Source organism: Rhizobium sp. Root1334 (genome assembly GCF_001426665.1).
GTDB lineage: Bacteria > Pseudomonadota > Alphaproteobacteria > Rhizobiales > Rhizobiaceae > Pararhizobium.
The window spans coordinates 160,991-180,873 of the sequence record NZ_LMEY01000001.1 but is presented as its reverse complement, the minus strand read 5'-3'; the positions used below and the strand labels follow the sequence as shown (position 1 = coordinate 180,873).

At 60.4% G+C, this 19,883-nt stretch carries 25 protein-coding genes; 12 read left to right on the top strand and 13 right to left on the bottom strand.

Annotated features, from left to right (window positions below; translation table 11 throughout):
- Positions 1 to 45: 45 nt before the first annotated feature.
- Positions 46 to 777: a sulfite exporter TauE/SafE family protein gene (locus ASD36_RS00860; protein ID WP_060503814.1), complete on the top strand. Its 732-nt coding sequence runs from the start codon at positions 46 to 48 to the stop codon at positions 775 to 777.
- A gap of 103 nt (positions 778 to 880) precedes the next feature.
- Positions 881 to 1,393 carry a superoxide dismutase family protein gene (locus ASD36_RS00855; protein ID WP_060503587.1) on the top strand — a complete coding sequence of 171 codons (513 nt, stop codon included), beginning with the start codon at positions 881 to 883 and terminating at the stop codon, positions 1,391 to 1,393.
- 11 nt (positions 1,394 to 1,404) lie between these two features.
- Here ASD36_RS00855 and ASD36_RS00850 read toward each other — a convergent pair whose 3' ends face one another.
- The 9 genes from ASD36_RS00850 to ASD36_RS00810 all read right to left on the bottom strand — a co-directional run bounded on the left by ASD36_RS00850 (position 1,405) and on the right by ASD36_RS00810 (position 7,402).
- Positions 1,405 to 2,229: a mechanosensitive ion channel domain-containing protein gene (locus tag ASD36_RS00850; RefSeq protein WP_060503586.1), complete on the bottom strand. Its 825-nt coding sequence runs from the start codon at positions 2,227 to 2,229 to the stop codon at positions 1,405 to 1,407.
- A gap of 93 nt (positions 2,230 to 2,322) precedes the next feature.
- Positions 2,323 to 3,297 carry an NAD regulator gene (locus tag ASD36_RS00845; RefSeq protein WP_112834537.1) on the bottom strand — a complete coding sequence of 325 codons (975 nt, stop codon included), beginning with the start codon at positions 3,295 to 3,297 and terminating at the stop codon, positions 2,323 to 2,325.
- The gene (locus ASD36_RS00840; protein ID WP_060503585.1) at positions 3,287 to 3,826 is read right to left on the bottom strand and encodes a tyrosine phosphatase family protein; all 540 of its coding nucleotides are present in this window, start codon (positions 3,824 to 3,826) and stop codon (positions 3,287 to 3,289) included. The genes ASD36_RS00845 and ASD36_RS00840 overlap by 11 nt, the downstream gene beginning before the upstream one ends.
- A gap of 1 nt (position 3,827) precedes the next feature.
- On the bottom strand, positions 3,828 to 4,436 hold the full coding sequence (locus ASD36_RS00835) for an HD family hydrolase (protein ID WP_112834536.1): 609 nt from the start codon (positions 4,434 to 4,436) through the stop codon (positions 3,828 to 3,830).
- Positions 4,433 to 5,272 (bottom strand): folate-binding protein YgfZ, encoded by an 840-nt coding sequence (locus ASD36_RS00830; protein WP_060503583.1) that lies wholly within the window; start codon positions 5,270 to 5,272, stop codon positions 4,433 to 4,435. Before ASD36_RS00830 ends, ASD36_RS00835 begins: the two co-directional genes overlap by 4 nt.
- A 72-nt stretch (positions 5,273 to 5,344) precedes the next feature.
- Positions 5,345 to 6,094 carry a hypothetical protein gene (locus ASD36_RS00825; RefSeq protein WP_060503582.1) on the bottom strand — a complete coding sequence of 250 codons (750 nt, stop codon included), beginning with the start codon at positions 6,092 to 6,094 and terminating at the stop codon, positions 5,345 to 5,347.
- Between the two features lie 13 nt (positions 6,095 to 6,107).
- On the bottom strand, positions 6,108 to 6,377 hold the full coding sequence (locus ASD36_RS00820) for a hypothetical protein (protein WP_112834535.1): 270 nt from the start codon (positions 6,375 to 6,377) through the stop codon (positions 6,108 to 6,110).
- A gap of 125 nt (positions 6,378 to 6,502) precedes the next feature.
- Positions 6,503 to 6,925, bottom strand: coding sequence for a TIGR02301 family protein (locus tag ASD36_RS00815; protein ID WP_082512061.1), 423 nt, complete (start codon positions 6,923 to 6,925; stop codon positions 6,503 to 6,505).
- A gap of 54 nt (positions 6,926 to 6,979) precedes the next feature.
- Positions 6,980 to 7,402: an NUDIX domain-containing protein gene (locus tag ASD36_RS00810; protein ID WP_060503581.1), complete on the bottom strand. Its 423-nt coding sequence runs from the start codon at positions 7,400 to 7,402 to the stop codon at positions 6,980 to 6,982.
- 65 nt (positions 7,403 to 7,467) lie between these two features.
- Here ASD36_RS00810 and ASD36_RS00805 point away from each other — a divergent pair, with 65 nt between their 5' ends.
- Positions 7,468 to 8,232, top strand: a complete 765-nt coding sequence (locus ASD36_RS00805) for an SOS response-associated peptidase (protein WP_060503580.1) — start codon at positions 7,468 to 7,470, stop codon at positions 8,230 to 8,232.
- Positions 8,233 to 8,236: 4 nt separating this feature from the next.
- On the opposite strand, the gene ASD36_RS30950 is transcribed toward ASD36_RS00805, so the two are convergent.
- A complete protein-coding gene (locus ASD36_RS30950) occupies positions 8,237 to 8,374 on the bottom strand; it encodes a hypothetical protein (RefSeq protein WP_164491950.1) in 138 nt (45 codons plus the stop codon).
- 413 nt (positions 8,375 to 8,787) lie between these two features.
- On the opposite strand from ASD36_RS30950, the gene cysS reads away from it, so the two are divergent.
- From cysS to cimA, 8 genes are all read left to right on the top strand, one after another.
- A complete protein-coding gene (cysS, locus tag ASD36_RS00800; RefSeq protein WP_060503579.1) occupies positions 8,788 to 10,218 on the top strand; it encodes a cysteine--tRNA ligase in 1,431 nt (476 codons plus the stop codon).
- A gap of 56 nt (positions 10,219 to 10,274) precedes the next feature.
- Positions 10,275 to 10,529 (top strand): AbrB/MazE/SpoVT family DNA-binding domain-containing protein, encoded by a 255-nt coding sequence (locus ASD36_RS00795; protein ID WP_112834565.1) that lies wholly within the window; start codon positions 10,275 to 10,277, stop codon positions 10,527 to 10,529.
- Positions 10,526 to 10,948, top strand: a complete 423-nt coding sequence (locus ASD36_RS00790; protein ID WP_060503577.1) for a type II toxin-antitoxin system VapC family toxin — start codon at positions 10,526 to 10,528, stop codon at positions 10,946 to 10,948. The genes ASD36_RS00795 and ASD36_RS00790 overlap by 4 nt, the downstream gene beginning before the upstream one ends.
- A complete protein-coding gene (locus ASD36_RS00785) occupies positions 10,945 to 11,424 on the top strand; it encodes a GFA family protein (protein WP_060503576.1) in 480 nt (159 codons plus the stop codon). The genes ASD36_RS00790 and ASD36_RS00785 overlap by 4 nt, the downstream gene beginning before the upstream one ends.
- On the top strand, positions 11,424 to 11,918 hold the full coding sequence (locus tag ASD36_RS00780) for a GFA family protein (RefSeq protein ID WP_060503575.1): 495 nt from the start codon (positions 11,424 to 11,426) through the stop codon (positions 11,916 to 11,918). Before ASD36_RS00785 ends, ASD36_RS00780 begins: the two co-directional genes overlap by 1 nt.
- A gap of 1 nt (position 11,919) precedes the next feature.
- Complete coding sequence (locus ASD36_RS00775; RefSeq protein ID WP_060503574.1) at positions 11,920 to 12,393, top strand: GFA family protein; 474 nt, start codon at positions 11,920 to 11,922, stop codon at positions 12,391 to 12,393.
- A gap of 34 nt (positions 12,394 to 12,427) precedes the next feature.
- Positions 12,428 to 13,387 carry a prolyl aminopeptidase gene (gene pip / locus ASD36_RS00770; protein WP_060503573.1) on the top strand — a complete coding sequence of 320 codons (960 nt, stop codon included), beginning with the start codon at positions 12,428 to 12,430 and terminating at the stop codon, positions 13,385 to 13,387.
- A gap of 210 nt (positions 13,388 to 13,597) precedes the next feature.
- Positions 13,598 to 15,214 (top strand): citramalate synthase, encoded by a 1,617-nt coding sequence (gene cimA, locus ASD36_RS00765; RefSeq protein ID WP_060503572.1) that lies wholly within the window; start codon positions 13,598 to 13,600, stop codon positions 15,212 to 15,214.
- Positions 15,215 to 15,297: 83 nt separating this feature from the next.
- Here the strand turns inward: cimA and ASD36_RS00760 are convergent, their stop codons facing one another.
- On the bottom strand, positions 15,298 to 16,179 hold the full coding sequence (locus tag ASD36_RS00760) for a DMT family transporter (RefSeq protein ID WP_060503571.1): 882 nt from the start codon (positions 16,177 to 16,179) through the stop codon (positions 15,298 to 15,300).
- A gap of 160 nt (positions 16,180 to 16,339) precedes the next feature.
- Entirely contained in the window at positions 16,340 to 18,325 is a 1,986-nt protein-coding gene (locus ASD36_RS00755; protein WP_060503569.1) for a bifunctional 2',3'-cyclic-nucleotide 2'-phosphodiesterase/3'-nucleotidase, read from the bottom strand.
- Positions 18,326 to 18,569: 244 nt separating this feature from the next.
- Here ASD36_RS00755 and rarD point away from each other — a divergent pair, with 244 nt between their 5' ends.
- Positions 18,570 to 19,508, top strand: a complete 939-nt coding sequence (gene rarD, locus ASD36_RS00750) for an EamA family transporter RarD (protein WP_060503568.1) — start codon at positions 18,570 to 18,572, stop codon at positions 19,506 to 19,508.
- Between the two features lie 86 nt (positions 19,509 to 19,594).
- On the opposite strand, the gene ASD36_RS00745 is transcribed toward rarD, so the two are convergent.
- Entirely contained in the window at positions 19,595 to 19,882 is a 288-nt protein-coding gene (locus ASD36_RS00745; RefSeq protein ID WP_060503567.1) for a type II toxin-antitoxin system RelE/ParE family toxin, read from the bottom strand.
- Position 19,883: the final 1 nt, after the last annotated feature.

Genomic DNA, 19,883 nt, shown 5'->3' with positions numbered 1-19,883 from the left:
AAATAGGCCGCGTTTCCAATCGCTGGATTTGAAGAAGGATTGTTCGTGTCGGCAGATTTCTGGATTTTCGTTGTCATCGGTTTCTTCGCACAATTGGTCGATGGCGCTCTGGGAATGGCCTTCGGCCTGCTGTCCACCACCAGCCTTCTGGCCTTCGGTGTCCCGCCGGCAACGGCAAGCGCGATGACTCATATCGCCGAAATCTTCACGACCGCTGCATCCGGTGCATCGCATACCTATCAGCGCAACATCAACTGGCGGCTTGTCGCGCGGCTGGCTCCCGCTGGCATGATCGGCGGGGCGCTCGGCGCCTACGGCGTGTCGAACATTGATGGCAAGGTGATCGAGCCGTTCGTTTCGGCCTATCTGGTGCTGGTCGGCCTCTATATCCTGTTCAAGGCGGTGCGGCCGCTCTGGGTGCGCGAGGTTAAGGATTGGGCCGTGCCGTTCATCGGTTTGGGTGGCGGCGTTCTCGATGCTGCGGGCGGCGGCGGCTGGGGGCCGATCGTGACGACATCACTGATCGGCCGCGGCCATGACCCGAAAAAGGTCATCGGTTCCACCAGCCTGACCGAGTTTCTCGTCACCCTGACGATCTCGGCGACGTTCGTATTCACGCTCGGCTGGTCCGATCTCGGCTCGGCGATCGGTCTCGTGCTGGGTGGAGTGCTGGCTGCTCCCATCGGCGCGATCGTCGTCAAGCACCTGCCGGTCAGGCCGCTTCTGATCGCCGTTTCCCTCGTCATCATCACCACGTCGGCGATCCGGATATTCTGATCCGCACATCACAGGGTTTCTCCAGCCATACCGGTTGATTGTGGAACTGCTGGCCGCATCAGGCGTTGCATCTTCAGCCAATCATCCACTGGAGGAATGTCTGATGAAATGCTTGCTCCCTACGCTCGCCCTTGTTCTCGTCACATCGACAGGCGCTTTTGCGCAATCGTCATCCCAGACTGCCATCGCCAATTTCATCGGCAAGGATGGCAAGGAGACGGGACGGGCAACCCTGACGAAGGGTAAGAATGGCGTACTGATCGAGGTGGAGGTGACGAACCTGCCGCCCGGAAAGTGGGTAGCCTTTCATGTGCACGAGACCGGCAAATGCGACGCCGCGCACAATCATGAATCGGCCGGCAAGCATTTCAACCCGGGTAATGCCGAACATGGTTTTCTCGCCGCCAACGGCCCGCATGCCGGTGATATGCCCAACCAGTATGTCGGCGCCGATGGCGTCATGCGAGCGCAGGTCTTCAACAGCATGGTGGTGCTCGACAATGCCGATAACGGCATTCGCGGCCGGGCGCTGATGGTGCATGCGAAATCCGATGACAATCGCAGCCAGCCTTCGGGTGATGCCGGTGACCGGCTCGCTTGTGCGGTTATCGAATAGCAGCTCCGGCCTTACGAGGCAGCCGGATCCTCGGCTGGCTGTTCAGGCAGATAAAAGACACGCTTGGCGGCACGCAGCATATCGCGTGTCGTCGCCCACCATTTGGCGGTGCCCACCCAGTAGCGAAGCGTCAGCGATGTCCCGTCCTTGCTCAGATCGGCAATGAAAGTCGAGGGGGCCGGGGTTTGTTCTATGGCCGGATTTCCTTTCGCAAGATCCAGCAAGGCGGCCTGAGCCGCATCGATATCCTCGTGATTGCCGATGATTACCGTCAGGTCATGGCGCCGCAGGCGCTCGCGGCTGTAGTTGGTGACCGGTACATTCCAGAGCGTCGAGTTTGGTGCGAGGCGATAGAGCCCATCCGCTGTCCTCAACTCCGTTGCGAAGAGACCGATTTCCGTGACGGTGCCGGTGACGGCAGGCGTTTCGATCGACTCTCCGACCCGGAACGGCCGCAGCACCAGGAGCATGATTCCCGCCGCTATGTTCTGCAGTGTTCCTTGTAGCGCGAGCCCGATGGCCAGACCGGCGGCGCCCAAGGTCGCGATGATCGAGGCTGTCTGCACCCCGAACTGGCCAAGAACCGTGATGAAGACCAGCAACAGGACCGCGTAGCGCACGATATTGGAGAAAAACCGGGCAAGCGTCTCGTCGATGCCGCGCACCCGTGACAGGCCGGAATAAGCCCAGTTGTGCAGAAGCCGCGAAATGATCCATCCCACAAACAAAAGGATGACGGCGCCGAGGACCGAGAAGGAATATTGCACCGCCAGCGCGCTTGCCTGACTGAGCGCCGTGCGTGTGGCGATGATGACGTCCGTTGCCTGTTGTTCCATCGGGCCTTTCCCTTGTCATGCTTGAAGGGGAGGGAGATGGAGCGCGGGGCCGGTGCGTCAACCCTGAAAAAAGGCAGTTGCTGTCAGCAGCATTTATCGACCACCAACTTTGAGGCCGGGGGCCGGACGTTCGTCGAGAATTTGGCGGCGGAAACGGAAGAGGGCGGCTGGCCGTCCACCGGTCGCGGCCGTCAGCATGCCGGTCGGCTCGACCAGTTCCGCGCCTTCGACCAGACGGCGAAAATTCTGTTTGTGCAGGTGGCGGCCTGAAATCGCTTCCACCGTCGCCTGCAGATCCGTCAGCGTGAATTCCGGCGGCATCAGTTCGAAGATCACCGGCCGGTATTTGATCTTGCCGCGCAGCCGCGCAACCGCCGTGGCAACGATGCGGCGATGATCGTGACGCATTGTCAGGCCAACCGGCGGAGTGGCGGTGGCGCTGGCGCGGCCGTCGATCACGGCTTCGCCGACCAGGCCGGCCTCATAGAGAAGTTCGTAGCGCTCCAGCACGCGCTCCTCGTCCCAGGGGAAATCATCGAGCCCGAAGGCAAGGCGTGTGCGGGTGCGCCGTTGCGGCAGGCCCATCCGTTCGTCCTGATGCCCGCCCATTTCCCACTGGCGCAAGGCGGGGAGAATGATCTGGTCGATCAGCACTGGCCGGCCCTGCCGCCAGTCTTCCCACGGCAGGTAGCTGTACCAGTCGCGCCAATGGGCGCCGGCCTCGGCGAGGCGGGCGTTGTTTTCCGCGTCCGTGCGGGTCAGCGCCAGATAGCCGACCGATACCATATGCGTACTGCTTTCGCCCGCCGAGCGGTGGCGGCCCTGGTCGCCAAATGTGTAGAGTTGCTCGATGTACCCGAGATCAAGCGCCGTCTGCTGCTCGACGCTGGCTCGAAGGCTGGTTTCGAATGTCCGGTGGCGGGCAGGGTCGAAGGGGCCGAAGGGCAGGCCGTCCCGGCTGTCACTCTGTTCGTCGCTGACAGCGAGGATACGCGGCGAGCGGCTGGTCACCGCGACGATCGCGGCGTTGAGGCCGATTTCGACGCCAACGGTCCTGTCAGCCGGCATGGGCGGCAGGCTCCGGCAGCGGGGAAAAGACGAAGGGCACGTTTCCATCGGTATCGGCACCGCGGCCGATGGCCTTGATTGCCGCCACCAGCCGGCCGTCGCGCGACAACATCCGATCGCCGATCTCGATCAGCCGGGAATTGGGCGTGACATAGGCGGAGGCGGCGCGCAGCCGCAATGCAAGCTCTGTTTCGTCCTGATCGGGCTCAACCGCCAGGGAGGCGAGAACGGCAGCGGCAGGCGAGCGCGATATGCCCATCCAGCAGTGGATCAGCAACGGAGCCGAACGATCCCATTGCCGCGCAAAGTCGATGATCTGTTGCACGTGCTCTTCGCCCGGAGCGACAAGAGCGGCATTTCCGGAAAAGGTAATATCGTTCATTCCCAGCAGTAGATGCCGGTCAGCCGTAATCACGGCCGGACGATGAAAGGCCTGCTCCTTGGCCATCAGGCTGATCATTTCGCGGGCGCGATGGCGCACAGCCATTTCGGCGATGCGCGACAGGGGCGAGACGACAATCACCGGCATCTCAGGACACCGCCCGTAAAGCCGAACGTTCCGCCTCGATCGCGGCAAACCGTTCGGCAAACAATCTTTGCGCCTCGATGGCCGGCAGCGGATCGATCAGGATCATCTCGCGGGTGATGCCGCGCGGCTGGCCAAAGAACTTGCGCGCTTCGGTCAGTGAAAATCCGGCAAGCACGGTCGCCTCGAAATAGGCAGCGATCTGATCGGCCTTCTTGATCCGGGTCTTCAGCTCCGCCGATGCCGCGGCAGGAAGGCCGAAACGCAGATGAATGGCGCTCTCCAACCTCTTCTCGACCACCTTGTAGCCGCCGCCGACCACGGCCTTGAACGGCGAGATCATGTCGCCGATCACATATTCCGGGGCATCATGCAGCAGGGCCATCTGGCATTCCTCGGCTGTGCAGCTGAACTGGCGGCGAAAGATTTCCTCGACGACAAGGCTATGCTGGGCAACGGAAAAGGCGTGATCACCGTCCGTCTGGCCGTTCCAGCGGGCAACACGGGCAAGCCCGTGGGCGATATCGGACAGCTCGACATCGAGCGGTGAGGGGTCGAGCAGATCGAGCCGCCGTCCGGAAAGCATGCGCTGCCAGGCACGGGCAGACATCAGGCGCTTTCCTCACCGGCTTCAGCCGGGAAATCCAGGCCTGTCCAGGTGGGCAGGGTGAGCGTTACCGCGGTGTCTCCGGCAAGGATCGGCTCGCCCGAAGCGATGGCTTCGCCAGCCTTGTCGATGCGCACGATCGCCAAGCCTGATGCGCCAATGACGCTGCCGAGCGTGCCGATCGAGCGTCCCTTGACCGTCAGCGCTGTTCCGGTTTCCGGCAGTGCGGTTTCTGCTGCGACAATCACCACACGCCGCCGCGCGGTGCCGCGATGCTGCATGCGCGACACGACTTCCTGGCCGACATAGCAGCCCTTCTTGAAGGACAGTGCGCCGTTCTTGTCCATCAGCACATCATGGGGAAAAGCGTCCTGCAGAGCATAATCGGAGCCCGAAACGGCAATACCGCTCTGAATGCGAAGGCGATCATAGTCGCCGGTGCCAGCCGTTTCGCCCTCTCCACCATAGGTGCGGAAAACGGCCAGTCCGGCCTTGGCAAAACGCGCATCGCGATAGGCGCCGGGCGCCTCGTCGAAACGGATGGCAACGGCGGCAGGATTGGCGAGCGACAGTGAAATCGGCGCGCGTAGCTTGTACATGGTCAATCGCTTCAACAGCGCTTCGGCCTGATCCGCGCCGGTTTCGAGATTGATCGTCGCGCCGTCGCGGCTGACCATGAAGTCAAACAGAATCTTGCCCTGTGGTGTCAAAAGCGCGCCGGGCTTTGCTTCGCCGTCTTCGAGAAGGTCGAGATCGGTGGTGATCAGCGCTTGCAGGAATTCCTGCGCGTCCTGTCCCGACACGGTAATCATGGCACGATCTGGAAGGGTGGCGGGCTGCATGGCGTTTATCCTGTTTGTCAGGTGAAACAGGTAGGATTTCGCACGCGCCGCGGCAAGCGCTTTGCGCCGCCGTTAGTCGCCAGCCACGAAAAATTTCCACTGGCCGTCAGGTGTGATCCCCACGCGGTAGAAATTGTAATTGCCGCCTTCTTCCATCTCGGCGAAATCGCCGGCGGTCACCAGACGGAACAGATCAACCTTTTCCGGCGGGGTCAGGGATGCCAGCGGCTTTTCGGTGAAGTAGGGCCAGACATAGGCTTCTTCAGGCGTACCCTTGTCGACGAGAACGAAACCGGCCGACAGCACATCGAGCAGGATCGCCAGGATTTCGATCCCTTGCGGATCGCCCGACAGGCCCTTCAGCGTCTCGATCGGATCGGCATCGGCCTCGCCGACTTGAGTCTGGGTCGGACCTTTGCCGAGCAGGGGCCGCAGCCGTTCGATGTCGCCGGAGGCGGCAGCCTCGACGATCAATTCGCGCATCCGGGCGACCGGCTTGGGAATTTTGGAAACGTCCGACAGGACCTCGACCGGAGCGGCTGGCGCCTTGTCCTCTATCGAATCATCCTTGGCGTCACGGGCAGGCTTGTTGACCAGCGGATCCGGCATCGGAATCTGCATGGGGTCGGTATCGCGTGGCTCGTCTTCTTCGGGAATGTCCTTGGCCGGCTTATCCTGGCTCGTTTCGCCAGGTATCCGCTTCAATTCGCTGAGTGCGAAGGCTGGATGGGGCAGAAGGATGGATACGGCGAGCAGGCTGGAAAGCAGCAACGCAGAAAGGCGAACCGCACGCATCCGGCATGCTGACAGCTGACGTTCCATGATAGCCTCGAAACTACTGCAGGGTGCGTTCCGGTGAGAATTCACCGGCCAGCATACGCTCGCGAAGCGAATTCAGCATGGCCTCGGCACCTTCTTCGCCATGAAGGCGGATCGTTTCGCGCATGGCAAGCGCAATGGCAGCGTCGGCAATGATTTCAGGCTCGATGCCATCGGCCATGCCATCCGCCCAGGCCTCATTCTGGTGTTCCAGGGCTGCCTGCATCTTCTCATGAACAATCATGTCGTCGATGTCATTCAGACTTGGTTCCATCATTCGTTCCATGCCGTTTCACGCTCTTTACTTGGCACCTGACTCAGGGCGATGCCACTTCTTACCACTCTCTTAACAACCTTAGCAGCCTTTTCCCAAAACGACACGGGCTCCTGAAGAAAGAGGTTAATTTATCGTTAATTTCCAAAGCGGGCGGTTATTTCTGAAGCAAGTGTTGCTCCTTCGGCACGGTATCGCTCGTCAGCGACCACGGCCGGAGCCGTGCAGGCCGTATAAACCGAGGCAAATGTCCGGTAGCCGCGGTTGAAGGCGGCGGTCATCCGCGCACGCCGGTCGGCTTCGCCCTTTGCTTCCTTGTTGAGCAGATCCTGCATCGATTGCCGCCAGGTATCTGCAGTGGAATCCTTGCAGAGGGTGCGCAAATAGTGAACGGATCCAAGGATTTCCGATAAACGCAGCAGGCGCGCATCGTAAGGTGCAGGCTTCTCGGCGACAGCAACAGGCGCGCCCGCCGGTGGAACGCCCTGCGCCAGCGCGGCAAGCGGCAGGCAGGCAAAAGCCAGGAGAAGAGACGATCGTGCGGCCAGAAAACGGATCATTTCCCTTTCAAGCCCCGAATCATGCCTGCGGGCAAGTGGATTTTGGCGGCAGGCTCATCGCTGCCGCAGCGCCTCGAGTTTTTCCACGCATTCCCACACGCTTTCTGGAATGGGAAGGCCGAAGATTTCATCGGCCGTATACCAGCCGATATCGGCTGCATCGTCAGCCGCGATGGCAACAAGATCGGGGTCGGCGTCCACCGTGAACACCGAAAGAAAGAAATGCCGGGCACTCGGCCCGTCTGATTCACGCGGTGGTAGATCGTAAGTCTCGAACAGCAGCGGATTGCGTGGCAGAATACCGGTCTCCTCATGAAACTCGCGTACCGCCGTTTGCGCCGGCGTTTCGCCTGCCTCGGCGCGGCCGCCCGGAAACGCATACATATCCGCGGATGGCGGATTGGCGCGGCGCACGAGCAGATAGCGCCCGTTGCGTTCGAGAATGGCGGAAGAGGCAAGTTGGGGGGGAACTGTCATATCGATGGAACCGGAAAAGTGCTGTAAATCTTGACCCACCTTAGGCGAAGTGCGATCTGAAAGCCATGTGCGGACGATTTTCGCTGACAGCGACACCCAAGGAACTGGCGGATATTTTCGGTCTTATGGAGACTGAGGATTTTCCGGCGCGCTTCAATATTGCCCCGACGCAACCGATTATCATCGTCATGTCCGGTGAGAGGCAGCGCCCCGGCAGCAACCTGCCGGATCGCCGGGCGCTGCTGGTGCGCTGGGGGCTGACGCCGTCCTGGGTCAAGGACCCGCGCGATTTTCCGCTGCTGATCAACGCGCGGGCTGAAACTGCCGCGGAAAAAGCCTCGTTCAAGGCAGCGATGCGCCATAGGCGCGTTCTGATCCCGGCCTCCGGTTTCTACGAATGGCACCGGCCGTCAAAGGAAAGCGGCGAGGCGGCGCAGGCATACTGGATCAAGCCGAGAGACGGCGGCATTGTTGCATTTGCGGGACTGATGGAAACTTGGTCTTCGGCGGACGGATCCGAGGTCGATACGGCCGCCATCCTGACGACCTGTGCCAACACGCGCGTCGGCGATGTTCATGACCGCATGCCGGTGGTGATCAAGCCGGAGGATTTTGCCCGCTGGCTTGATTGCAGGACACAGGAACCGCGCGATGTCGCCGATTTGCTGGCCCCGGTCGATGATGACTATTTCGACGTCATCGCCGTGTCGGACAAGGTGAACAAGGTGGCCAATACCGGCGCCGATCTTCAGACGCCGGTGCATGTATCGGCGCGGCCTTCCTCAAAGCCGAAAGAAACACCTGCAAATCCGCAGCTGTCGCTCTTTTGAGCGATCAGGCCGGCTTTTTCACCGGCTTTGGCTTGATCTGCAGGGCAGCGGCAAGCACGGCCTTCAGGCCAAGCGGACGATATTGCTCGACGAGATTGGCCGCCGCTCGCGGACTGTTCTTGTCGGTTTTTGTGCCAGGCATTTCAAATTCTCCTCAGATGCTTCCCTAAGCGGAATCGCTTCGTCCGTTGTGTTCTCCACCAGAACGGCGCTCCTTATTGTGCCCCGGGAAACAGGCTTTAATGTGCAAGTTCTCAAAGCCTTGATTCCCCAGACATCTGGCCTCTCCAGATAAGCGCAATCATGACAAAACGATGACGAATAATCCAGTATTGCAACATAAGATGCTGGAGCGCGGCTGACCTCTTGACCAGGACGGATCGAAGCGCGATAAAGCAGCCCATGAAAACGGTTATCTGCTGCATCTGCCGGATTATTATTCGCTAGCCTCAACGCTGGCCTGGCCGTTTTCGTCTCCCAAAATCCAAGATGACAACGTGAAGGTCCAGCCTGGCGGCTGCGTGTATCCGGTATCGTGCGGAATGGGAGATGGAAATGAGCGGACTGCCAGACTTGAAGTTTTACAATACGCTGACCCGGGAGAAGGCGGCCTTTGCGCCGATCGATCCCGATGACGTCCGCATGTATGTCTGCGGCCCGACGGTTTATGACTTCGCCCATATCGGCAATGCCCGCCCGGTTATCGTCTTTGACGTGCTCTACCGGCTGCTGCGCCATGTCTATGGCGAAAGCCACGTGACCTACGCCCGCAACATCACCGACCTCGACGACAAGATCAATGCGCGGGCGCTGCGGGATTTCGGCACAGAGATCGGCAATGGTACGCTGTCGCTGAACGAAGCGATCCGCCGCGTGACGGAGAAGACAGCGAACCAGTTCCATTCCGACGTGGCGATACTTGGCTGCCTTGAACCGACACACGAGCCGCGTGCCACCGAATTCGTGCAGCCGCGTGAGGACGGAAAGTCGGACATGATCACGCTGATAGGGCGGCTGATCGAACGCGGTCATGCCTATGAAACCAATGGCGAAGTCCTGTTCGATACCGTTTCGACGTCGGCTTACGGCGAGCTCTCCAAACGTAACCTTGACGAACAGCAGGCTGGCGCACGCGTCGCTGTGGACATTCACAAGAAAAACCCTGGCGACTTTGTGCTTTGGAAGCTCTCTTCGCCGGAAGAACCCGGCTGGGATTCGCCCTGGGGCCGGGGCCGTCCCGGCTGGCATATCGAGTGCTCGGCCATGGCGGCCGCCTATCTCGGCGAGGTCTTCGATATCCACGGTGGCGGGCTCGACCTGATCTTTCCGCACCACGAGAACGAGATCGCCCAGTCGCGTTGCGCCCATGGTACCAAGGTGATGGCGAATGTCTGGATGCATAACGGTTTCGTGCAGGTCGAAGGCCGCAAGATGTCGAAGTCCGAAGGCAATTTCGTCACCATCTACGAATTGCTGCACACCGAGACGTTTGGCGGCCGCAAGTGGCCGGGCGAGGTTCTGCGTCTGGCCATGCTGATGACGCATTACCGCGAGCCGATCGATTTTTCGATCAAACGGCTGGAGGAGGCGGAGCGCCTGCTGGCCAAATGGCCGGCCGGCAAGCCTGGCGATGTGGCGCCGGATGCGTCCGTGCTCAACGCATTGGCCGATGATCTGAACACGGTCGCCGCGGTGCAGGCCCTGCATGCGCTGGCATCGGCTGCGAATGCAGACCCGGCCGCATTGCCGGTCTTTGCCGCCAGTGCTGCATTGCTTGGCGTTCTGCCGAAGGAGGCGGAAGTTGACGGTGCGGTTGCATCGGCGGTCGATGCGCTTGTGGCGATGCGGCTTGAAATGCTCAAGGCCAAAAACTTTGCCGAGGCCGACAAGATCCGCGACGATCTCGCCGCCAAGGGCATCCAGCTGAAGGACGGCAAGGATGCGGCGACGGGCGAGCGGGTCACGACGTGGGAGGTCAGGCGCTGAACTTGTCTCACTGACGATACAGGCATATGCTGAGGCCTATGCCGAAGGAGGCTGTCATGAATGTCATCAAGGTTGACCAGGGACGCGAGGTAAAACTCTTTCGCAACGGCCGAAATCAGGCCGTCCGTATTCCCGTGGAGTTCGAACTCCCGGGAAACGAGGCGATCATGCGCAAGGAAGGTGACCGGTTGATCATCGAGCCGAAGAAGAAAAGCGGCTTGCTGGAGTGGCTTCGCGCGCAGGAACCGCTCGATGAAGAATTCCCGGACCTTGATGAAGACAGCCCGCTTCCGAAGGACTTCAGTCTGTGAACGGTGTGCTTTACATGCTCGATACGAATATTCTGTCTGATGCGATCCGCAACCCTTTCGGTATTGCAAGTCAGTACATGGAACGGGTCGGTGAAGATGCACTGTGCGTGAGCGCCGTCGTCGCCTCCGAGATGCGCTACGGGATCAGGAAGAAAGGATCGCCCCGGCTATCCGATCTCGTCGAGAATACCTTATCCCGCATCGCCATCCTCCCCTACGATGACGCGGCTTCCCAGAACTACAGTGTCATTCGTAATGATTTGGAGCGTCAGGGTCAGCCAATCGGTTTGGCTGACCTCTTTATCGCCGCTCATGCATGTTCGCTCAATTTAACGCTCGTAACGAACAACACCCGTGAATTTTCCCGTGTCGAGGGTTTGAAAATCGAAAACTGGTTGGCGCCGGAGGAACATCCATGACCGCTATCGTCCATACGGGCGGCTGCCAATGCGGTGCGGTTCGCTTCCGTGTCGAAGGCGCGCTTGGCGATGCGTCCGTCTGCCACTGCCGGATGTGCCAGAAGGCCGCGGGGAATTTCTACCTGCCACTGGTTTCTGTGCGTCAGGCAAAGCTTGTCTGGACACGCGGCGAACCCAAGCGCTTCCAGTCCTCCAACGCAGCGTCGCGCGGCTTTTGCGGCGATTGTGGTACGCCGCTGACCTACGAGGCACCGGATGGTGTGGCGCTGACGATCGCCGCCTTTGACCGGCCGGAAGGGATCGTCCCGACAATCCAGTGGGGCATTGAGGCCAAGCTGCCTTATGTGGATCACATCCCGCAATTGCCGGGCGACGATACGATGGCCGATCAGGACGCCGTATCCTTCCTTGCCAATCTGGTTTCCTATCAGCACCCGGATCATGATACGGCCGAATGGCCGCCGGAGGAGCGCTGATGAGCATCAGCCGCATCTATACCGGCGGCTGCCAGTGCGGCGCGGTGCGTTACCGGGCGGAAGGAACGCTTGGCGATCCGCATCTGTGCCATTGCCGCATGTGCCAGAAGGCGTCCGGAAACTATTTCATGCCGCTCGCCAATGCGCCGCGCGCCAGTTTCAGCATCACCCGCGGCGCTCCCGGTTGGTTTCGTTCCTCGCATCTGGTCCGGCGCGGCTTCTGTTTTCTTTGCGGCACGCCGCTGTTTTACGATATGCCGGAGGCTGATTTCATTAATATCGTGCTGGGGTCGCTCGATGATCCCTATGACGTGCGGCCGCTGACCCAATCCGGCGTCGAATCGCGCATGCCATGGTTTTCGCACCTGCCGGGATTGCCCGGCACGGAGACCGATGACGGCGCAGCGCCGAGCGCCGAGCGGCACATTGCCATTCTGGAATCGAACCGCCAGCATCCCGACTACGATACTGAACATTGGCCACCGGAGGACTGAGATGACCGAAACCACCCGAACCGGAGGCTGCCAGTGCGGTGCCATTCGCTTCAAGATCCATGGCGCCCTCGGCCGCCCGTCGATCTGCCATTGCCGCATGTGCCAGAAAGCCTTCGGTGGCTTCTTCGGCCCATTGGTCACCGTTGAAGGCGAGGCGGAATGGACCCGCGGCGAGCCGAGCTATTTCCAGTCATCCATCAACATTGCCCGCGGCTTCTGCGCCGCCTGTGGCACGCCGTTGACCTACAGGCATCCGGGTGGGCTCGAAATTGCCATCGGCGCCTTCGACAACCGCGACGATCTCGCGCCGCAGATCCAGGTCAATTTCGCCGCCCGCAATGCCTGGGTGACAACGATCTTCGACCAGCCGGTGCATGAAGATCCCAATTACTACATGCAGCAGGAACAGATCATCTCCTTCCAGCATCCCGACCACGACACCGAAGTCTGGCCGCAATTTCCGCACGCCTCCTGACCGGCGCTTAAGATCATCCTTGAAAGCAGACAGCATGACCGAAATTCTCCGCACGCTCTATCCTGAAATCGAGGCCTATGCGTCCGGCCATCTCGACGTTGGCGACGGCCACACGATCTATTGGGAAAAATCCGGAACGCCGGGCGCAAAGCCGGCCGTCTTCCTGCATGGCGGCCCGGGCGGCACGATCTCTGCGAACCATCGCCGGCTGTTCGATCCAAAACTCTATGACGTGACCCTGTTCGACCAGCGCGGTTGCGGCAAGTCAACGCCGCAAGCGGAACTGGAAGCCAACACCACCTGGCACCTCGTTGCCGATATCGAGCGGCTGCGTGAAATGGCCGGCGTCGAACAATGGCTGGTTTTCGGCGGCTCCTGGGGCTCGACTTTGGCGCTCGCCTATGCGGAAAAACATCCCGAACGCGTGTCCGAACTCGTCGTGCGCGGCATCTACACGCTGACCAAGGCCGAACTCGACTGGTACTATCAGTTCGGCGTCTCGGAACTGTTTCCCGACAAATGGGAGCGCTTCATCGCACCGATCCCGGAAAACGAACGCCACGAGATGATGCACGCCTATCACCGGCGGCTGACAAGCGATGACCGGGCGACCCGTGTTGCCGCCGCCAAATCCTGGAGCATCTGGGAAGGCGAAACCATTACGCTTTTGCCGGAACCGTCGACCTCGACGCCGTTCGAGCAGGAGGAATATGCCCACGCCTTTGCCCGTATCGAAAACCATTTCTTCGTCAATGCCGGCTGGCTGGATGAGGGGCAGTTGCTGCGTGACGCCCACCAGCTGCATGGCATTCCCGGCGTCATCGTCCATGGCCGCTACGACATGCCATGCCCGGCAAAATATGCCTGGGCGCTGCACAAGGCTTGGCCGGAAGCCGAGTTTCACCTGATCGAAGGGGCAGGGCATGCCTATTCCGAGCCCGGCATTCTCGACCGGCTGATCCGGGCGACGGACGGGTTTGCGGGGAAGAATTGACATGACAGCGTTTGCCGCTTGCCCCCCCCTCTGTCACTTCGTGACATCTCCCCCACAAGGGGGGAGATCATTCATTTCCCTTTCCAGCTTTCCGTTGAGGCGAGCACGGAGCATTCGGTTAATCTCCCGCCTTGTGGGGGAGATGTCGGCGTCGCCGACAGAGGGGGGTAATGTACCTCATGCTCGGAATACACGTTCGGAGGCCAGCCGATGACCCGCGAAAAAATCCACCTCTTCGACACCACGCTGCGCGACGGCCAGCAGACGCCGGGCATCGACTTTTCCGTCGAGGACAAGATCGCCATTGCCGCGCTGCTGGACGAGTTCGGCATGGATTATGTTGAAGGCGGCTATCCCGGCGCCAACCCGACCGATACCGAATTCTTCGGAAAAAAACGCACCCAGAACGCGCGCTTCGTCGCCTTCGGCATGACCAAGCGCGCCGGTGTGTCCGCCTCCAATGACCCGGGGCTGACAGCACTTTTGCAGGCCGAAAGCGATGCGATCTGTCTTGTCGCCAAGAGCTGGGACTATCATGTCCGCGTCGCCCTTGGCTGCACCAATGAAGAAAACCTCGAATCGATCCAGTCTTCGGTCGAAGCTGTTGTCGCAAGTGGCAAGGAAGCGATGATCGATTGCGAACATTTCTTCGATGGTTACAAGGCCAACCCGGCCTATGCGCTGGCCTGCGCCAAGACCGCCTATGACGCCGGTGCCCGCTGGGTCGTGCTTTGCGACACCAACGGCGGCACGCAGCCGCCCGAAATCTGCGACATCGTCGCAGCTGTGATTGCCCATGGCGTACCGGGCGCCAATCTCGGCATCCATGCGCATAACGACACCGGCCAGGCGGTTGCAAATTCGCTCGCTGCCGTCGAGGCGGGGGTGCGCCAGATCCAGGGCACGCTGAATGGCATCGGCGAGCGCTGCGGCAACGCCAATCTGGTGACGCTGATCCCGACGCTGGCACTGAAGGAAACCTATACCAGCCGCTTCGAGACGGCGATCGACGCCGACCGGCTGCAGGAACTCACCCAGCTGTCGCATTCGTTCGATGAGCTTCTCAACCGCTCGCCGGATCATCAGATGCCGTATGTTGGCGCCTCCGCCTTTGCCACCAAGGCCGGCATCCACGCCTCGGCACTCCTGAAGGACCCGCGCACCTACGAACATGTGACGCCGGAAAGCGTTGGCAACCTGCGTAAGGTGATGGTGTCGGACCAGGGCGGCAAGGCCAATTTCATCAACGCGCTGAAGCGCCGCGGTATCACCGTTTCCAAGGATGATCCCAAGCTCGATCAGCTGATTTCCATCGTCAAGGAAAACGAGGCAACCGGCTATGCCTATGAAGGTGCTGATGCCAGCTTCGCCATCCTTGCCCAGCGCATTCTCGGCTCGGTGCCGGATTTCTTCCATGTCGAAAGCTTCCGCGTCATGGTCGAGCGGCGTTTCGATGCCAACGGTCATTTGAAGACCGTCTCGGAAGCGGTGGTCAAAGTCTCGGTCGATGGCGAAGCCACCATGTCGGTCGCCGAGGGCCACGGCCCGGTCAACGCGCTCGATCTGGCCCTGCGCAAGGATCTCGGCAAATACCAGTCGGAGATCGAGGACCTGGAACTGGTGGACTATAAGGTGCGTATTCTCAATGGCGGCACCGAGGCCATCACCCGCGTCCTGATCGAATCCGTCGACGGTACCGGTGCCCGCTGGTGGACGGTCGGGGTTTCGGACAACATCATCGACGCATCATTCCAGGCGCTGATGGATTCGATCGTGTTCAAGCTGTTGAAGAACCGCGATCAGGCCGGTTTGGCTGCGGCCGAGTAGGGTATTCGCCTGCAAGCCCCATGTTGCTGTTGTGGAGGAGGCGCGCTTTCTTAACCGAGGGCGCGCGCCACCTCCTGCAATCGTCACGTCGGTGTCGGTTCGACTTTCTTGGCATTCGGCCGCCGCAGATTGAAGAGGTTACCAACCAGGATCAGTCCAGCGCCGATCGCCGTAAAACTGTCGATCGCCTCGGAATACAGGAGGAAACCCAGCACTGCCGACAAGGGCACCCGCAGATAATCCATCGGCATGACAACAGTGGCATCCGCGTGAGACAGCGCCTTCGCCATGCAGAAATGGGCAAACGAGCCAGCGAATGCGAACAGGAATATCCACGGCCATGTTGAGGCCGATGGCCAAAGCCAGACGTTGATCGCCGGAATGATCCCGATGATCGACTGGATGACGAGCATCCAGAAAAGGATTTTTGTTGCGCTGTCGGAGCGGGTCAGTGCCTTCGTGGAAATGAAGGAAATCGCAAACGCGAAGGCGGCGCCCAGTGTGATCAGATGGCCGGGATTGAGGGGCGCTGCCCCCGGACGCACGATGAGCGCCACACCTGCCAGACCGAAAAGGATCACGACACCTTTTCGCCATGTCAGCCGCTCGCCGAGGAAGATTGCGGCCAGAAACGCAGCCCAGATGGGGGCGGTGAACTCAATCGAAATGACCTGAGCCAGCGGAATGAGCGTCAGGCCCATCAACCAGGCATATTGCCCCGCATAGTGCGCAACGTTGCGGCCGATATGTTTGGGCAGGATGCCGGTTCGCATCGCTCTGATACCGCCTTCGCGATATACCAGCGGCAACAGCATGAAAAAGGCAATGACGGACCGCATCTCCATTGCCTGGAAAACGTCGAGCTCGCGGGTAATAACGCGGCCCGACACAGCCATGAGCAGGATTAGGACCACAGACGTCACCATCCATGCTGCCGCCTTTGCGATTGACGGGCTGTTATCCATGCGAGGTGTGCTTTCAAGTTCGAGTGGTGGCTCGGGATCACCTAGTATTATAGGGGGCGGGAGCTTGCCCGCCTGATTTAATCAGGCGGGCTAAGACGTCATGCCCCGGTACACTTCGGATCCTGTGCCGGTGGAGCGCGCCTATCGGAGCGCTCGAAAGTCACAACACCAGCCGGAATTTCGCAAACCCGTCCGCGCCATCGCCGGCATCCTCGATCTTCACGCTCTTGACATCAGCCATCAGCCCGCGTGCCTTCGGGCCGCTCTCGAACAGCGCCGTTGCACCTTCCACGGGCGCAAAACTCCAGTTGCCGTCGGCCGACGGGTTGATGGTGCCTTCGGCGATGATATAGCGGACGATGACGTCGCGGTTGGTGTCGGGGGCGGCGAAGACCACCTTGTCGCTGGCGATTTCCGGGAACTTGCCACCGCCACCGGCGCGATAATTGTTGGTGGCGACGACGAATTTCTGGGCCGGGTCGATCGGCTTGCCTTCGAACGACAGGTTGCGGATACGGTTGGAATCCGGGTTTACGGCCTTGCCGTCGCCGTCATATTTCGCCGGTTGCGACAGATCGATCTGGTAGGTGACACCGTCGATAATGTCGAAATTGTAGGAGGGGAAGGTGGTGTTGAGCAGAGCCACGTCCTTGGCGCCGGGCGCAACGGTATTGAACATGCCGGCCGACATTTCCAGCCAGTTCTTCACCTGCGCGCCGGTGATGACGACGGCCTGAACCGTGTTCGGATAGAGATAGAGGTCGGCGACGTTCTTGATGGCGATGTCGCCGGCCGGAACGTCGGTGTAGTAGTCCGCACCGCCGCGCCCGCCCGCCTTGAAGGGAGCAGCGGCCGAAAGAACCGGAAGGTCTTTGTATTCCGTGTCCTTCAGCATGTCCTGGATGTACCAGGTCTGCGCGTTGGAGACGATCTGCACCGAAGGATCGTCGGCCACCAGCGCAAAGTAGGAATAGAGCGGCGCCGAGGTCTTGCCGACCGGCGTGCGGACATAGGCAAGCGTCGCCTCGTGCTCGGCGCTGGCGGCGGCGAGGACATCGGCGCGGTCGGGCACATCAGCCACCACCTTCTTGTCTTCGCGGTGATAGATCGGCCGCGCCTCGGTGGTGAAATCGACGATCTTCCAGCTGTTGCCGTCCTTTTCCAAGAGAAGATCGATCAGGCCGAGATGCGAGCCCCAGAAGCCGCCCATGACGGCCGGCTTGCCAAGCAGCGTGCCCTTGACTGGATCGACGCCGTCGATGCCGTCAAAGCTCTTGGGGCCAGGGAAGACGAGATGCTGGTGGCCGGTAAACACGGCGTCGATACTCTCGACACCGGCAAGATAGAGCGAGGCATTTTCCATGCGGTCGCTCTGGCCGGAGCCATCGATGCCGGAGTGGGAGAGCGCGATGATGATATCGGCACCTTCCTCCTTCATCACAGGCACCCAAGCCTTGGCCGCCTCGACGATATCGCGCGTCTGTGCCTTCCCCTCGAGATTCTTGATGTCCCAGAGCATGATCTGCGGCGGCACGAAGCCGATGATGCCGATCTTCAGTTCGTTTGCGGCGCCGGAACCATCGGTGATGGTTTTTTCAACGATCGTGTAGGGCTTGAAGAACAGCTGGTCGTCCTTCGGATTCGCTGCGAGCTGCCCCTTGGTCAGGTTGGCGCAGACATAAGGGAAATTGGCACCACCCAGCACCTTGAACATATAGTCGAGGCCATAGTTGAATTCGTGGTTCCCCAGCGTGCCGGCCTCGTAGCCAAGCACGTTCATCGCTTTGATGACCGGGTGGACATCGCCCTCCTTCATGCCGTGCTGATAGGCCATGTAATCGCCCATCGGATTGCCCTGCAGGAAATCGCCATTGTCAACGAGGAAGGAATTACCGGCCTCGGCACGGATCTTGTCGATAATCGAGGCGGTGCGGGCAAGTCCCAGCGTGTCGTTCGGCTTGTCGCCGTAGTAGTCGTAAGGGAAGACGTGGACGTGGATGTCGGTGGTTTCCATGATGCGCAGATGCGCCTGGTTGGCGGCCGCGCGCGCGGCAAAGGGGTGCAGGAGAACCAGGGCGGAGGTGGCTGCGACACCGCTCAGGAGCGAGCGGCGGGTAATCGGGTGGAGCGCGAGGATGGATGACATCGTGAAGTCCTTATCTCTGACCGGTCATTGCCTGGTAAGGAACCTAAAGCGGCAAACGCCAGAATGCACCCCGTAAAATATCGGGTATTTTCGACAAGCTGCGGTGAAACAGCCGGGGCAGAGCATTGTGAGCATTGCTGTAGCAAGGTTCACGGAAATGAATTGGTTGATCACCCGTGTTTGGAGTAGGACGGCCGTAATGACAAAGGACTGCCATTGGCAGCCTGCAACGGGATGAAATGCCATGACTGACGCGAAACAAACACCAGCGGTGCAAAACGGCGATTCTCCTCGTGGCTTCGCCTTTGCGCTAACGGCCTATCTGCTCTGGGGTTTCCTGCCGTTCTTCATGAAGGCTGTGGCGCATATTCCGGCCTTCGAGGTTGTGGCGCACCGGATCGTCTGGTCGGTGCCGCTCGCCGGTGCCGTCTTGATCCTGCTTGGCCGCACGGAGGACGTGAAGGTGGCGTTGCGCAGCCCGCGCATGCTGAAGATGGCGATGCTGACGGCGGTGCTGATCACCATCAACTGGGGCATCTATGTCTGGGCGATCGGGGCAGGGCGGGCGCTCGAAACCGCGCTTGGCTATTATATCAATCCGCTGTTCTCGATCTTCCTCGGCGCGGTTCTTTTGAAGGAAAAGCTCAACCCGGCACAGATCGTGGCGATCGTTCTCGCCGCCATCGCCGTCGTTGTGCTTGCCTTCGATGCAGGTGGTCTGCCCTGGGTGTCTATCGGCCTGGCGCTGTCCTGGGGGCTTTATGCCTTCTTCCGCAAGACGTTGCCGGTTGGACCCAATCAGGGCTTCTTCCTCGAAGTGCTGTTGCTCAGCGTTCCCGCACTCGGCTATATCGCCTATCTGGAATTCACCGGGCAGGGCCATTTCACCGATACCGGCTGGGCCGATGTCGCGTGGCTGATGGCCTGCGGCGTGGTCACGGCGATCCCGCTGATGATCTACGCCAACGGCGCCAAGCTGTTGAAACTGTCGACGATCGGCATCATGCAGTACATCGCCCCGACGATGATCTTCATCATCGCCGTCTTCGTCTTCCACGAGCCTTTCGGCACATCGAAGCTGATAGCCTTCATCCTGATCTGGGCAGCGCTGGCGGTCTATTCGACATCGATGATCCTGGAAAGCCGCGCCCGCCGGGCAGCCGTGCCGAACGCGGCCGAATAGGCCAAAGCCACGCAAAATCCGCTTTGCGGGTTTGCGTGGCGCGATGAGCCTGGAGACATCCTGATCCCGATGGATCCGGACGTGCGTTAAGCGTCTTCCGGCCATTCACGGGCGCCATGCTGGACGAAGAGTATTTCTACCTGCGTATCTCCGACGCGGTAGGCAACAATGTAGGGCGTGCCGGGAATGACGAGTTCCCGCGTCCCGCGAATTTCGCCACGGCGTCCGATGAAAGGATTGCTGGACAGCAGCCTTTCTGTTTTTGCGTGAATGTCGTTGACGATGCGCGCAGCGGCCCGTGGGTTTCGCGTGGCAATGTAATCACCGATGCGGCTAAGCTCGAGCAGATAGCGTTTCGTCCATACGATCCGCACG

Coding starts and splice junctions, on each gene's coding strand:
- ASD36_RS00855 (WP_060503587.1), top strand. CDS start 881: ATGAAATGCTTGCTCCCTACGCTCGCCCTTGTTCTCGTCACATCGACA.
- ASD36_RS00850 (WP_060503586.1), bottom strand. CDS start 2,229: ATGGAACAACAGGCAACGGACGTCATCATCGCCACACGCACGGCGCTC.
- ASD36_RS00845 (WP_112834537.1), bottom strand. CDS start 3,297: ATGCCGGCTGACAGGACCGTTGGCGTCGAAATCGGCCTCAACGCCGCG.
- ASD36_RS00840 (WP_060503585.1), bottom strand. CDS start 3,826: ATGCCGGTGATTGTCGTCTCGCCCCTGTCGCGCATCGCCGAAATGGCT.
- ASD36_RS00830 (WP_060503583.1), bottom strand. CDS start 5,272: ATGCAGCCCGCCACCCTTCCAGATCGTGCCATGATTACCGTGTCGGGA.
- ASD36_RS00825 (WP_060503582.1), bottom strand. CDS start 6,094: ATGGAACGTCAGCTGTCAGCATGCCGGATGCGTGCGGTTCGCCTTTCT.
- ASD36_RS00820 (WP_112834535.1), bottom strand. CDS start 6,377: ATGGAACGAATGATGGAACCAAGTCTGAATGACATCGACGACATGATT.
- ASD36_RS00815 (WP_082512061.1), bottom strand. CDS start 6,925: ATGATCCGTTTTCTGGCCGCACGATCGTCTCTTCTCCTGGCTTTTGCC.
- ASD36_RS00810 (WP_060503581.1), bottom strand. CDS start 7,402: ATGACAGTTCCCCCCCAACTTGCCTCTTCCGCCATTCTCGAACGCAAC.
- ASD36_RS00805 (WP_060503580.1), top strand. CDS start 7,468: ATGTGCGGACGATTTTCGCTGACAGCGACACCCAAGGAACTGGCGGAT.
- ASD36_RS30950 (WP_164491950.1), bottom strand. CDS start 8,374: ATGCCTGGCACAAAAACCGACAAGAACAGTCCGCGAGCGGCGGCCAAT.
- cysS (WP_060503579.1), top strand. CDS start 8,788: ATGAGCGGACTGCCAGACTTGAAGTTTTACAATACGCTGACCCGGGAG.
- ASD36_RS00795 (WP_112834565.1), top strand. CDS start 10,275: ATGAATGTCATCAAGGTTGACCAGGGACGCGAGGTAAAACTCTTTCGC.
- ASD36_RS00785 (WP_060503576.1), top strand. CDS start 10,945: ATGACCGCTATCGTCCATACGGGCGGCTGCCAATGCGGTGCGGTTCGC.
- ASD36_RS00780 (WP_060503575.1), top strand. CDS start 11,424: ATGAGCATCAGCCGCATCTATACCGGCGGCTGCCAGTGCGGCGCGGTG.
- ASD36_RS00775 (WP_060503574.1), top strand. CDS start 11,920: ATGACCGAAACCACCCGAACCGGAGGCTGCCAGTGCGGTGCCATTCGC.
- pip (WP_060503573.1), top strand. CDS start 12,428: ATGACCGAAATTCTCCGCACGCTCTATCCTGAAATCGAGGCCTATGCG.
- cimA (WP_060503572.1), top strand. CDS start 13,598: ATGACCCGCGAAAAAATCCACCTCTTCGACACCACGCTGCGCGACGGC.
- ASD36_RS00760 (WP_060503571.1), bottom strand. CDS start 16,179: ATGGATAACAGCCCGTCAATCGCAAAGGCGGCAGCATGGATGGTGACG.
- ASD36_RS00755 (WP_060503569.1), bottom strand. CDS start 18,325: ATGTCATCCATCCTCGCGCTCCACCCGATTACCCGCCGCTCGCTCCTG.
- rarD (WP_060503568.1), top strand. CDS start 18,570: ATGACTGACGCGAAACAAACACCAGCGGTGCAAAACGGCGATTCTCCT.